At 69.6% G+C, this 12,255-nt stretch carries 14 protein-coding genes; 2 read left to right on the forward strand and 12 right to left on the reverse strand.

Features of this window, described 5'->3' with window-relative positions; all coding sequences use genetic code 11:
• Window positions 1-19: 19 nt before the first annotated feature.
• Window positions 20-877 (forward strand): PAC2 family protein, encoded by an 858-nt coding sequence (locus tag RIE08_17850; protein ID MEQ8719471.1) that lies wholly within the window; start codon window positions 20-22, stop codon window positions 875-877.
• A gap of 15 nt (window positions 878-892) precedes the next feature.
• On the opposite strand, the gene RIE08_17855 is transcribed toward RIE08_17850, so the two are convergent.
• The 10 genes from RIE08_17855 to RIE08_17900 all read right to left on the reverse strand — a co-directional run bounded on the left by RIE08_17855 (window position 893) and on the right by RIE08_17900 (window position 10,213).
• A complete protein-coding gene (locus tag RIE08_17855) occupies window positions 893-1,711 on the reverse strand; it encodes an alpha/beta hydrolase (protein ID MEQ8719472.1) in 819 nt (272 codons plus the stop codon).
• The gene (locus RIE08_17860) at window positions 1,708-2,415 is read right to left on the reverse strand and encodes an NUDIX hydrolase N-terminal domain-containing protein (GenBank protein MEQ8719473.1); all 708 of its coding nucleotides are present in this window, start codon (window positions 2,413-2,415) and stop codon (window positions 1,708-1,710) included. Before RIE08_17860 ends, RIE08_17855 begins: the two co-directional genes overlap by 4 nt.
• Window positions 2,412-4,727, reverse strand: a complete 2,316-nt coding sequence (locus tag RIE08_17865) for a [protein-PII] uridylyltransferase (protein MEQ8719474.1) — start codon at window positions 4,725-4,727, stop codon at window positions 2,412-2,414. The genes RIE08_17860 and RIE08_17865 overlap by 4 nt, the downstream gene beginning before the upstream one ends.
• 51 nt (window positions 4,728-4,778) lie before the next feature.
• Window positions 4,779-5,264, reverse strand: coding sequence for a hypothetical protein (locus RIE08_17870; GenBank protein ID MEQ8719475.1), 486 nt, complete (start codon window positions 5,262-5,264; stop codon window positions 4,779-4,781).
• Window positions 5,261-6,082 (reverse strand): ATP-dependent sacrificial sulfur transferase LarE, encoded by an 822-nt coding sequence (gene larE / locus RIE08_17875; GenBank protein MEQ8719476.1) that lies wholly within the window; start codon window positions 6,080-6,082, stop codon window positions 5,261-5,263. Before larE ends, RIE08_17870 begins: the two co-directional genes overlap by 4 nt.
• Window positions 6,060-6,743 carry a chlorite dismutase family protein gene (locus tag RIE08_17880; GenBank protein MEQ8719477.1) on the reverse strand — a complete coding sequence of 228 codons (684 nt, stop codon included), beginning with the start codon at window positions 6,741-6,743 and terminating at the stop codon, window positions 6,060-6,062. Before RIE08_17880 ends, larE begins: the two co-directional genes overlap by 23 nt.
• 60 nt (window positions 6,744-6,803) lie before the next feature.
• Window positions 6,804-7,598, reverse strand: coding sequence for a formate dehydrogenase accessory sulfurtransferase FdhD (locus tag RIE08_17885; protein MEQ8719478.1), 795 nt, complete (start codon window positions 7,596-7,598; stop codon window positions 6,804-6,806).
• A gap of 1 nt (window position 7,599) precedes the next feature.
• Window positions 7,600-8,070, reverse strand: a complete 471-nt coding sequence (locus RIE08_17890; protein ID MEQ8719479.1) for an FABP family protein — start codon at window positions 8,068-8,070, stop codon at window positions 7,600-7,602.
• A 123-nt stretch (window positions 8,071-8,193) separates the two neighbouring features.
• A complete protein-coding gene (gene groL, locus RIE08_17895; GenBank protein MEQ8719480.1) occupies window positions 8,194-9,810 on the reverse strand; it encodes a chaperonin GroEL in 1,617 nt (538 codons plus the stop codon).
• A gap of 127 nt (window positions 9,811-9,937) precedes the next feature.
• Window positions 9,938-10,213: a ubiquitin-like small modifier protein 1 gene (locus RIE08_17900; protein ID MEQ8719481.1), complete on the reverse strand. Its 276-nt coding sequence runs from the start codon at window positions 10,211-10,213 to the stop codon at window positions 9,938-9,940.
• 154 nt (window positions 10,214-10,367) lie between these two features.
• On the opposite strand from RIE08_17900, the gene RIE08_17905 reads away from it, so the two are divergent.
• Window positions 10,368-10,571: a hypothetical protein gene (locus RIE08_17905; GenBank protein MEQ8719482.1), complete on the forward strand. Its 204-nt coding sequence runs from the start codon at window positions 10,368-10,370 to the stop codon at window positions 10,569-10,571.
• A 12-nt stretch (window positions 10,572-10,583) separates the two neighbouring features.
• Here the strand turns inward: RIE08_17905 and RIE08_17910 are convergent, their stop codons facing one another.
• Window positions 10,584-11,561, reverse strand: coding sequence for a glycerate kinase (locus tag RIE08_17910; GenBank protein ID MEQ8719483.1), 978 nt, complete (start codon window positions 11,559-11,561; stop codon window positions 10,584-10,586).
• A gap of 63 nt (window positions 11,562-11,624) precedes the next feature.
• The gene (locus RIE08_17915; GenBank protein ID MEQ8719484.1) at window positions 11,625-12,251 is read right to left on the reverse strand and encodes a LytR C-terminal domain-containing protein; all 627 of its coding nucleotides are present in this window, start codon (window positions 12,249-12,251) and stop codon (window positions 11,625-11,627) included.
• Window positions 12,252-12,255: the final 4 nt, after the last annotated feature.

Raw genomic sequence — 12,255 nt, forward strand, 5'->3', positions numbered from 1 at the left:
GCCGGTAGCGTGGGTGGCGATGGACCGGGATCGGACTCACGTGCGCGTCCACGGCGACCCAGGTGTCGAGCACCCGGTCGTCGTGATCGCCTTCGAGGGCTGGAACGACGCAGGCGACGCCGCCACCTCCGCCCTGCGACACCTCGAGGAGCTCTGGCACGGCGAGGCCTTCGCGACCATCGACCCCGAGGAGTTCCACGACTTCAACGTCACGCGGCCCTCGGTGGAGTTCGGACCCGACGGCCGTCGTAGGATCGTCTGGCCGACGTCGACGTTCTCGGTATGTCGCAGCGCCCCTGTCGAGATCGTGACCCTTTCGGGGATCGAACCACAGATGCGGTGGCGCAGGTTCGCAGAGGAGATCGTCGGGACCGTCCGTTCTCTCGACGCCTCGATGGTCCTCACCCTCGGCGCACTGCTCGCCGACGTGCCTCACAGCCGTCCCGTCGTGATCTACGGCGCGAGCGAGGACCCGGACGTGCGGGAACGACTCGACATGCAGGCGTCCACCTATCAGGGTCCGACCGGCATCGTCGGTGTTCTGCACGCCGCGCTGCGCGACGCCGGCATCGCCTCGGCATCGCTGTGGGCGGCTGTACCCACCTACGTACCCGGCGCCACCTCGCCGAAGGCCGCGCTCGCGCTCGTCGAGCGGATCGGGCGGCTCCTCGAAGTCGACGTCACGACCCGGGACCTGCTCGAAGAGACGCGGGAGTACGACGCCGAGGTCAGCGCTCTGGTGGCGGAGGACGACGAGACGGCCGACTTCGTGGCCGAACTCGAGCGCCGCTACGACGCCGGCGACCACGTCGAGATGGACGATCCCGGCCGACTCGTCGAAGAGGTGGAGCGGTTCCTGCGCGACATGCGCGAATAGGCCACGCCCGACCGCTCAGAACAACTCGAGCTCCAGGAAGCTGACGACCCTGTCGAGCACAGCGGCGCCGCCGACCTCGTTGAAGATCTCGTGGCGCATGCCCGGCAGTTCCAGTCGGTCGACGAACGGGCTCTGCTCGAGAACCCGCGTGGAGGCCGCCGGCACGATCTCGTCGTCGGCGCCGTGGAGCACCAGGAGGGGGCGTCGAAGGTGGTCGAGTCGACTCCGGACCTCGTCCATGGCAGCGAGGACCTCCGCACCGAAACGCGGAGTTGCACCGGACCGGATGAGTGGATCCTGCTCGTAGGCGCGGACCACCTCCGGGTCATGGGACAGCATCGAAGCGTCGAAGGCGGTGGGCAGGAACAACCGGGGTGCCACGAGATCCGCGAGCGGCGTGATCGCCGTCTCCCAGACGGGACGACCGTGACCCAGCGCCGGACCGCTGAGGACATAGGCACCAGGCTGGGGGCGGTCCGACACCGCATGACACAGCGTGATGAGACCGCCCAGCGAGTGCCCGATGACCGCCGTCGGGAGACCGAGCCCGACGACAGCGGCGAGATGATCGGCGACGTCGTCGACATACTCCCCGAAACGTTCCACATGAGTGCGCGCCCCCGACGAACGACCGTGCCCACGGTGGTCGAAGGCCACGACGTGGAAAGCGTCAGCGTTGAGCCTGCGGGCGACGTGATCGTAGCGGCCGCTGTGCTCGGACATCCCGTGGACGATCAGCACCGCACCGCGTGCCGTCGTGTCGGCCTCCCAGCGACGCCGGAGCTGGGTCAGACCGTCACGCGTGGTCCCGAAGTCGATGATCGGGTCGCTCACGACACTGACCCGGCATCTCCCCGCCAGGTCGGGTCCCGCGGCGGATCGAACCGGGTGGCCATGGGCTCCCCGCGGATCGCGGCGAAGGCGTGATCGACCCAGTTGTCGGCACCGGTCAGAGGTGACGGCAGCGCGTCCCGCGCGAAGAAGCCCACCTCGGTGCACTCGAGAGGGTGGGCGCGCAACTCGCCGCCGATCGCGCGGCAGTGGAAGATCACCGAGTAGAGGGGAATACGCGTGAAACCCAGGCGCATGCCGTCGAGCAGTGAGATGAGCCGCACCGGCTCGCAGTGGATGCCCGTCTCCTCGAACACCTCCTTGACGGCGACCTCCGATGCGGAATAGCCGATGTCGGCCCAACCGGTCGGGTAGAGCCAGACGCCGGAGTCGGCACGCTGAACGAGCAGCAGCTCCCCGGCGTCGTTGCCGACGACGGCTCCCACCGTCACCTTCGGCGTCGCATAGCCCGCCACACCCTCGCCGATCCCGTCGACCCACTCCTCGACCCAGTCGGCGTTGTCGGAGTCGTCGGTCACAGACGCCCGGATGTCCGCGGCGATGTGGAGGATCTCCTCGAAGCGCTCCCGCTCGTAGAGGCTGTCGGTGAACCCGAGGCCCGTACGGGCGACGCCCGCGAGCGCCTCGCTCCAACGGAGCAGATCGGCCTCGTGCGCGCGATCGACGCGCTCCTCTCCGCCGGTCATCGGACCACCACCGGGGGCGGGATGGCGTGGCGTACCGAGCGCCGGACCTCTTCGAGGAACTCCGGGTCGACGATCTTCTCGCCGTTCCCGTCGCGGACATAGAAACTGTCGACCACGTGATCGCCGAGAGTCTGGACCTTGGTGCGACTGACGTCGAGACCCAGCGCGGCGAGCGCCGCCGTCACCCTGTAGAGAAGACCGATGGAGTCGGCCGCGCCGAGCTCGACGACCGTCGCCACCGAGGACGATTCGTTGTCGAACTTCACGTAGGTCTCGACGACCGGCTGGGGCGCGGGCGGATCGGCGGCCTGGCGGTAGGTCACCAACCGGTCCGCGAGTCGGGCCTCCAGCGCGAGCCGTCCGGCGAGGGCCTGTTCCACGTCGGCGACGACCGTCCTCCAGTCGATCGTCCCGAACGATGATGTGACCTCGAACCGCTCGACCGCCATGTCGAACTCGGAGTGTCCGGCGGCCTGGAGAACATCGAGTCCGTTGAGCGCGAGCGCGCCCGCGACACGACTGAGAATCCCGGGGCTGTCCGGCGTGATGACGGTGAGGGTGTCCCCGCTGCCATCGACGCTGCTGAGACCGGCCTCCATGGCTGCGAGGTGCTCCGCCGTCGGGAACGTCGACTCGAGCTCTGCCACAGCACCGCCCGCGATGAGGTGCTCGGCGCGCCGGACGAGGTCCTCCACCAGTGAGGCCTTCCACGAGCTCCACGCCGCGGGGCCGGTGGCGATCGAGTCGGCCTCTGTCAGTGCGTGGAGAAGGCGGAGGGTGCCGACGTCCCCGACCTTGACGGCCACCGCCGAGATCGTCTCGTCGTCTTCGATGTCACGGCGGGTGGCGACGTCGGGCAGCAACAGGTGGAACTCGACGAGTGCGGTCAGAGTGGCGACCTCGGCCTCGTCGAACCCCATGCGCCGACCGATGGTGGTGACGAGGTCGATCCCGACCTCTGTGTGGTCACCCGGGTAGCCCTTGCCGATGTCGTGGAGGAGCGCGCCGACGAGGAGGAGGTCCCGCCGCTCGACGCGGTCGACCAGTCCGGCGGCGAGCGCAGCCGTCTCCATCAGGTGCCGGTCGACGGTGAAGGTGTGGTATGCGTTGCGCTGGGGGCGCGAACGGTTGGGCTCCCACTCCGGAAGGATCCCGACGAACAGACCGGTCTGATCCAGTGTCTCGATGACGTCGATGGCGTCATGGCCCGTGGCCAGCAGTCGCACGAAGAGACTCCGGGCCTCCGCCGGCCACGGATCGGGCAGTGGCACCGTCTCGAGGCACAGCGCCTCGAGTGTCCCGCGATCGATCCGCGCGCTGTTCTCCGCCGCCACGGCGGCGACCCTCAGCACCGTCAGCGGGTCCGTGAGATCGGCAGAGTGGGCCAGGCGGATGGTCTCGCCGTCGAGGAGGACCCCTTCGGCGACCTCCCTACCGTCCCCGAGCCGCGACGACAGGTTCCACCAACGCGCACCGGTCGAGTTACGCACACGCGCCCAGGTCTCACCACCGAACCAGGCGATGGACCGGCCGGCCGCGGCCACCCGGGCCATCAACTCGTCGGCATCACCGATCCCGAGCGCCGCGGCGACCTCGTCCTGGGTGTCGAGGCGCAAGGTGTCGCCGATCCGACCGGTGACCCGGTGCAGCTCCACCCTCGTGGCGGTGAGGATCTCCGACGCGTCGCGGATGACACCGTCGTCGGGTTCGACGAGGTCGGGGTCGGCCACGGCGGCCCACTGCATGGCATGGACGTCACGCAGGCCGCCGAAGGACTGCTTCAGATCGGGCTCGAGGAGGAAGGCGACCTCGCCGTGGCGTTCGCGCCGCTCTCCCGAGGCCTCGGCGAGTCGGGGTAGCCAACGCTTGGCGCTGCGCCGCCACTGATTGCGGGCGCCTTCGCGCAACCGGGCCGAGACGGTGTCGTCGCCGGCGATGTGGCGCAGGTGCAACAGCGACGTCGCCGTGTCGAGATCGGTCTTCGCGAGCGTGAGGCCCTCGCGGATGGTGCGGACGGCGTGACCGAGCTTGATGCCCTCGTCCCAGATCGGGTACCAGAGCTTCTCGGCGACCTCGGCGATGTCGTCACGGTCCTCGCAGATCAACAACAGGTCGAGGTCGCTCTGGGGGCTGAGGATGTTGCGTCCGTATCCACCCACCGCAACCAGGGCGAGGCCGTCGGTATTGCCCACCGCGTCGTTGAAGACCGCCTCGAGCCACTCGTCGACCCGGCGGCTGTAGGCGCGGCAGAACACCGTGCCGACGAGCGAGCGGTCGGCGAACAGTTGCTGGCGGTCGAGTGTGGCGGGGATGTCGTTAAACCTAACGTCAGTCGGCCTGGAGGTGGGACTCGACGAGGACGGTCACGTCCGGCCCGACGGGCCGTGTCGACGAAGATGAAGGTGCGCCTTGGCGGCGCCCCACGAGATCCCCGGCCCGACCAGGGACTCGTCGACATCGGCGAAGTGCGCGGGGGCGATGGCGTAGACGTCGGCGGGGAGGTTGGCGGCATCGACCGGGTCCCTCGGGACATGGACCACGCCCGCCCCGGCGAGGACCGCCGTGGCGTGTCGGGATGCCCGGCGCAGAATCGCGAGCGGTGTCGTGGCCTGCTCGTCCACGTCGAGGCCGGCGAGCGCCCGGAGTTCGCGACCGACCTCGACCGCGGCGGCGGCACCCGCCTCACGTGCCGCGACGATCAGGTCGGGCGGAGGCGGCCCGGGGTGGCGGCGCATGACGCAACCGACGATCCAGTCGGCGACGACGGCCTCGGCTGCAGCGGCGAGTTCCTCGCCGATGCGGGCGAAGGTCTCGGCGCCCGTCGGGTCCGGCGGCGAAGCGCCACTCACGGGTTGAGATTGCCGGACCGCAACCCCTCGAGGTCCAGCGTGACGTAGCCGAAGCCCGCTCCCCGTACAGCCTCCACCACGTCGCCGCGGCGCGCGACGACGCCACCGAGACGGTCGAGGGGGACCTCGATGCGCGCCGTGTCGCCGTAGTCGCGCACACGCAACGACTCGAAGCCGAGTGCGCGCAGGGCCGCTTCGGCCGATTCGACGCGCCCGAGCCGCTCGATGGTCACCGGGGTCCCGTAGGGGAGGCGTGAGGCGAGACACGCTGCCGCCGGGCGGTCCCACGTCGACAGTCCGAGCTCCCGGGACGTCGCGCGGACCATTTCCTTGGTGAACCCCGCGAGCACGAGCGGGAACTGCGCGCCTCGTGCGGCGGCCGCACTCTGGCCGGGCCGGTGATCGCCGAGATCGTCGAGGTTGACCCCGAGGGTCACGGTGGTTTCCGGCCCGGCGAGGGGGGCGACGGCGTCCATCAGCGCGTCCTTGCAGTGGGCGCAGCGGTCGAGGTCGTTGCGTCGGTAGGCCGCCTCGAGCATCTCGTGGGTCTCGACCTCCACCCACGACAGACCCCACGCCGATGCGAGCCGGGCGCAGTGGTCACGTTCGTCGGCGGGCAGCGACGGGGAGACCGCCGTGACCGCCGTCGCCCGATCGGGTCCGAGCACGTCATGGGCCACGTAGGCGAGCAATGCCGAGTCGGCACCACCGCTGAACCCGACGATCACCGAGCCGAGGTCGGCGAGGAGCTCCCGCAGCGACGCGAGGGCCGGCGCCACGCTACGGCCGTCGAGGTCAACCGATCCCGAGACGGTCACAGATCTCCCCGAGAGTCGCCACCATGCCGGTGTAGAAGGGACCGAACTCCGCGTAGACAGCGGACGCCTCGTCGTAGCGCATCGTGTACACGACCTCCTTGAGGTCGTCGGGTCGCACGCAGAACAGCGTCACGCCCCATTCGAAGTCGTCGATCCCCGTGGAGCCGGTGATGACCTGCAGCACCCGCCCTGAGAACTTCCGGCCGGACGCTCCGTGCTCGTACATCATGTCCCGACGGCGTTCGAAGTCTTCGGTGTACCAGTTCTGCCCGACGTCACGCCGCTTCGACATCGGGTAGAAGCACCACGCGGGTTTGTCGGCCGGCGGCAGCTGAGGGTACAGACGGGCCTGGCGCATCTCCTCGGGAACCCCCGCGGCGTACTCGGAGATCTCGGTGAGCGAGACGTAGCTGTCGACGAGGTCGAGTCCCGCGGCGACGAGCGCACTCTGGAGGTCCCGCAGGACCCACAGGTCCTCGGCGAGCGCCATGACCGCGAGGTCGGCCTTGTGGCCGAGAACCGCCACCGCTATCACCTGGGCACCGGCCTCCTCGGCGGCACCGAACGCCGCCTCGATCTCCGCGCGGTCGCTGAGGGGACCGACCTTCCAGAACAGATGGACGACGCCGAGTCCGACGGAGGGGGTCACAGGTTCGGTCACGGGCCGCAGTCTACGGCCGCCCGACGTGGCCGACCCGGGCGCGCCGCGACCCCGGGCGGCTCAACCGGGAGCGGGCGAGTACACCGTGACCCTGTCGCCCCGGGCGAAGGCCGCCAGCTGCAGGCCCGCGACGCGCGCCGTCTCGACCGCCAGGGCGGTCGGTGCACTCACGGCGACGACCGCCCCGAAGCCCGCCGCCCACGCCTTCTGCACCATCTCGAAGCTGGCCCGGCCCGAGACGCACAACCCGAGCGACGTCGCGGGAAGAGCACGCTCCAACAGAAGGTGACCGACCACTTTGTCGACGGCGTTGTGGCGTCCGACGTCCTCGCGCACCACCACGATCTCGCCGGCGGCGTCGAAGGCCGCCGCGCCGTGCAGGGCGCCCGTCACATCGAAGAGCTTCTGATACGGACGCAGGCGCTCTGGCATGGCCGCGAGGAGATCGGCGGCGAACCGTGGGGGATCCACCAGCGGACTGAGGCGGTCGCAGAGCGCCTCGATCGCCTCGGCGCCGCACAGGCCGCAAGCCGAGGTGGTGGTTCCCAACCTCGGGCGGGGTTCGGGGGCCCGCCCACCCGTCTCGACCGAGACGACGTTGAAAAGGGTGTCGACCGCGGAGCCCGTCGCGCAGTACCGGATCCGCTCCACCGGTGCGCCGCCGAGGACGCCCTCCGCGTGACAGAACCCGACGGCCAGATCGAAGTCGTCACCGGGGGTGCGCATCGTGGTCGCGATGTCGACCCCGTCGAGGCGGATCGTCATCGGTTCCTCGACGATCAACTCCACCGGCGTGCGCGCCGCGCCCGCGGCGTCGTGGCTCTGCGCGAAGACCGACGTGGTACGGGCCCGCATGTCAGGCCCGTTCCAGCTCTGCGTCGAGGTGGCGCGTGAGTGGACGCCCCATCGCCGCCATGTCGACGGAGTAGGTCAGCCGGTCGCCGTCGACCCGGAAGACCCGCTCGAGTCGTTCCACGGGCTTCGCGGTCGATGTCAGGCCGATCGCCGTCGTGACGAACCGGATCTCCGCGCCGTCGATACGCCCGTCCTCGACGGTCGTGACGCCGGTCGGGTGGGCCAGGACCACCTCGAGGCGCCCGGCGCCGACGCAGCGCCAGTAGCCGGTTTCGGAATGGCGGGGAGTGCCGTCGAGGGCGTCGCGGGTCCGCTGGGTGTAGGTGAGGAACGGTTTCCCGACGTGACCGAAGGTCACGACCTCGAGGTAGGAGAACGGTGCGATGGTCGGATAGTCGCCCCGGCCCCGACCACGCCATGTCCCGAGAAGCATCGCGAGGGGTTCACATTGCGGATGCAGGACGTCGGACATGCGACCAGCATGGCTTCCCGGGAGATGGTTGAAAACCACGAAGCGGGTGGCACCGGTCCGGTGCCACCCGCTCGCAGGTTCAGAACCGTGGCACCGGGAGGCGCTGCGGCTGTCGACTTCGGATCAGAAGTCCATGTCCCCCATGCCACCGTCACCGTGATCATCGGGCGTATCGGCGACGACTGCCTCGGTGGTCAGGAACAGGGCTGCGATCGACGCGGCGTTCTGCAGCGCCGAGCGGGTCACCTTGGCGGCATCGATGATGCCGGCGGCGACCAGGTCCATGTACTCGCCCGTCGCGGCGTTGAGACCCTCGCTGCCCGGCAGGTTCCGGACCTTCTCGACGACGACGCCGCCCTCGAGACCGGCGTTCACCGCGATCTGGGTGAGCGGAGCGGCCAGTGCCTTGCCGACCAGACGTGCGCCGGTGGCCTCGTCGGTGTCACCAAGCGCGTCGGCGGCGGCGAAGACCTTGGCCTGGGCCCGCAGCAGGGTGACGCCGCCACCTGCGACGACGCCCTCTTCGATGGCGGCCTTGGTGGTGGAGACGGCATCTTCGATGCGGTGCTTCTTCTCCTTGAGCTCCACCTCGGTGGCTGCGCCGACCTTGAGGACCGCGACGCCGCCGGAGAGCTTGGCGAGGCGCTCCTGGAGCTTTTCACGGTCGTAGTCGGAGTCGGTGTTCTCGATCTCGGACTTGATCTGGGAGATGCGGCCCTCGACGTCGGCGTGGTCGCCGGCGCCTTCGACGATGGTCGTCTCGTCCTTGGTCACGACGACCTTGCGGGCCTTGCCCAGAAGGTCGAGGGTCGTGTTCTCCAGCTTGAGGCCGACCTCTTCGCTGATGACCTGGCCACCGGTGAGAATGGCCATGTCCTGCAGCATTGCCTTGCGGCGGTCGCCGAAGCCGGGAGCCTTGACGGACACGGAGGCGAAGGTGCCCCGGATCTTGTTCACGACGAGGGTGGCCAGCGCCTCACCTTCGACGTCCTCGGAGATGATCAGCAGCGGCTTGCCCGACTGCATGACCTTCTCGAGCAACGGGACGATGTCGCGTACGGCGGTGATCTTGGAGCCGACGAGCAGGATGTAGGGGTCGTCGAGGACGGCCTCCATCCGGTCGGTGTCGGTCACGAAGTAGGGCGAGATGTAGCCCTTGTCGAAGCGCATGCCCTCGACGAGGTCCATGTCCATGCCGAAGGTCTGGGACTCCTCGACGGTGATCACACCGTCCTTGCCGACCTTGTCGATCGCCTCGGAGATGAGCTGACCGATCTCGGTGTCGGCGGCGGAGATGGCCGCGACCTGGGCGACCTGATCCTTGGAGTCGACCTCGACGGCCTGGTCCCGGATGGCCTCCACCGCGACCTCGACGGCGGACTCGATGCCGCGCTTGAGCGACATGGGGTTCGCACCGGCCGCCACGTTGCGCAGGCCCTCTCGGACCATCGCCCACGCGAGGACGGTGGCTGTGGTGGTGCCGTCACCGGCGACGTCGTCGGTCTTCTTCGCGACCTCCTTGACCAGCTCGGCGCCGATGCGCTCGACCGGATCCTCGAGATCGATCTCCTTCGCGATCGAGACGCCGTCGTTGGTGATGGTGGGCGCGCCCCACTTCTTCTCCAGAACGACGTTGCGGCCCTTGGGTCCGAGCGTCACACGCACGGCATCGGCGAGCTGGTTCATGCCCGCCTCGAGCGAGCGACGGGCCTTCTCGTCGAAGCTGATCGTCTTGGCCATATTGCTGGTGCCCTCCGTGAGCTAGCACTCTCGATGTGAGACTGCTAGATCGTACGTCCGCGAGGGCCCCGGACACAACCCCCGGACCGGGCCTATCGACCCGACGCGTCGGCACCGCAGCGGCTGATCAGCCCCCGGCGACCGCCGGGATGATCGACAACGTCTCCCCGTCCGGGACGGCGGTGCCCATTCCATCCATGAAACGCACGTCATCATCGGCGACGAACACGTTCACGAAGCGGCGCAGATTGCCGTCGTCGTCGAGGATCCGATCTCGGAAACCCGGGTGTGCGTCGTCGAGGTTCGCGAGCACGGCACCAACCGTGTCGCCTTCGACCGCGACCTCGGCGGCGCCGCCGGTCAACGTGCGCAGGGTGGTGGGGACTCGAACGGTGACACTCATGGTCTCAAGGCTAACGGGCACCATCACCCCCGGCACCGCCGCTCGCTGGTATCACAACGGGTGGGATTTTCTGTTCAAGCAACCGCTGAGAGTGCCGATGTTGGGACCACGGCGGAAATCGGAGGTAGTGGTCATCGCCGACGCAACAGAGTCGATGTCGTCAGTTTCCGATACTCCCCCCGAGGAGCGCCTCGTCGAGCTCGTGAGCGAACTCACCGGCCTACCCGGGCCCAGCGTCGCGGCCGCGGCGCCCCAACTCCGCCGTCGACCCCCCACCGATCCCGATCGTGCCCTGGGTGCCGTGGCCGAGGCCCTCGTGGCGCTTCGTCACCGACCGCCCACCACGTTGTCGGCGTGAGCGGACCCACTCTCAGCCCACCAGCGTCGCCGCGAGGTCACGCAGGCACCACAACGTCTCGGTGACCGCCCGCTCGCGTCCGTAACGGTCCGAGAGCGAGAACACCGGGAAGGGCGCCGAGACGCCGTCGGCGACCTCTCCGACCACCGCCATCACGGGCACACCGGCGTCCTCGGCGATCTGCGCCACCCCTCCGACGACCTTGCCCTCGAAGGATTCACGGTCGAGACGACCCTCGCCGGTCACGACGATGTCGGCGGCCTCCACCAGCTCCGGCAGGCCGGTCTCGTCAGCGATCAACTCGACCCCCGAGACGAGGTTGCCTCCGAGCGCCGCCAGTCCCCCACCGAGCCCTCCCGCGGCGCCGGAACCCGACAGGTCGCGAACGTCGACGCCGTAGTCGCGCTCATAGACGTCCACCAGGCGCTCGAGGCGGCGCCGCAGCAGCTCCACCTGGGCGGGCGTCGCCCCCTTCTGCGGGGCGAAGACCGCCGCCGCCTCGACGAAGGTCGTCTCGACGTCACAGGCGACGTCGAGGCGAACGCCCCGCAGACGGTGATGGGGGTAGAGCGCCCTGACAGCGCCGAGACCCCCGTCGGTGGTCGCCGATCCACCCAGCCCGACGATCACGTGACGCGCGCCACGCCCGACGGCCGCATCGATCAGCTCTCCGGTCCCCTCCGTCGACGCGGCGACGGCGTCATTCGCCTCACCGACGAGAGCCAGGCCCGAGGCCGCCGCCATCTCGATGACGGCGAGACGACCGTCCAGGCGCCAGGCGGCCACGACGGGATCGCCGAGCGGCCCCGTGACGGTGGTCGTGCGATTCGGCCCTCCGAAGGCCTCGACCGTGCCCTCGCCACCATCGGCCATCGGTGCACGGTGGCAGGTGACACCGAGCGCTTCGAGACCCGCGGCGAGCGCGTCGACGGCTTCGGTCGCGGTCGCGGTTCCGCGGAACTTGTCGACGGCGATGACGGCGGTCGTCACGGAGTCATGGTCTCACGCACGTCCGGCCCGCCGGCTATCGGCGTGGGCCGACGTGGGCGAAGGTCAGCCCGACTGGGCGAGCGAGTCCGGGCCGATGAGGATCAGGATGTCGGCGCCCTGCAGTTCGGCGGGCGCCGGTGAGGGCATGGGCGCAACCGATCCTTCGGGCGCGCCCAGCGCGGCCGCGATGGCCTCGGCATCGGCCTGGAAACCGGGTTCGTAGTAGACGAAGGACCGGGTCTGCTCAGGACCGTTGGCGGCCGGGAGCGTGGCGTAGCCGAGCGCGGCGAGGTTGGTCGTGAGGGTGCCGGCGGCGCCGTTCACGCCCGAACCTGCGTTGAGGACGAGTACCGCCACCTCGTTGGGCGGGCTCGTGACCTGCGTGGCCGGTGGCACCGTGGTGGTGGTGGAACCGTCGCCGGCGGCGGAGTCGTCGCCACCGTCGGCCGAACCGGCATCGGTGGCCGAGCCGTCATCGGCGGTGGACCCGTCGTCGCCGGTGGCGCCGTCGTCGGTCACGGCCGCGTCGTCGCCACCTCCGTCGTCACCCCCGGCCGGGGGTGCGGTGGTGGTCGTGGTCAGATCGGACGGGTCGATCGTCGCGTCGTCGAGGCCCTGGTCGAGTACGAGAACGCCGATCAGGACGATCACGACGACGAGCACCGCACCGCGAACCGCTGTGTTGTTCACCGGA

The organism is Acidimicrobiales bacterium (assembly GCA_040219085.1).
GTDB lineage: Bacteria > Actinomycetota > Acidimicrobiia > Acidimicrobiales > JAVJTC01 > JAVJTC01.

Excerpts from the sequence above, each read along its gene's own strand:
- RIE08_17850 (MEQ8719471.1), top strand. The coding sequence starts at position 20 with ATGGACCGGGATCGGACTCACGTGCGCGTCCACGGCGACCCAGGTGTC.
- RIE08_17860 (MEQ8719473.1), bottom strand. The coding sequence starts at position 2,415 with ATGACCGGCGGAGAGGAGCGCGTCGATCGCGCGCACGAGGCCGATCTG.
- RIE08_17885 (MEQ8719478.1), bottom strand. The coding sequence starts at position 7,598 with ATGCGGGCCCGTACCACGTCGGTCTTCGCGCAGAGCCACGACGCCGCG.
- RIE08_17890 (MEQ8719479.1), bottom strand. The coding sequence starts at position 8,070 with ATGTCCGACGTCCTGCATCCGCAATGTGAACCCCTCGCGATGCTTCTC.
- groL (MEQ8719480.1), bottom strand. The coding sequence starts at position 9,810 with ATGGCCAAGACGATCAGCTTCGACGAGAAGGCCCGTCGCTCGCTCGAG.
- RIE08_17900 (MEQ8719481.1), bottom strand. The coding sequence starts at position 10,213 with ATGAGTGTCACCGTTCGAGTCCCCACCACCCTGCGCACGTTGACCGGC.
- RIE08_17905 (MEQ8719482.1), top strand. The coding sequence starts at position 10,368 with ATGTCGTCAGTTTCCGATACTCCCCCCGAGGAGCGCCTCGTCGAGCTC.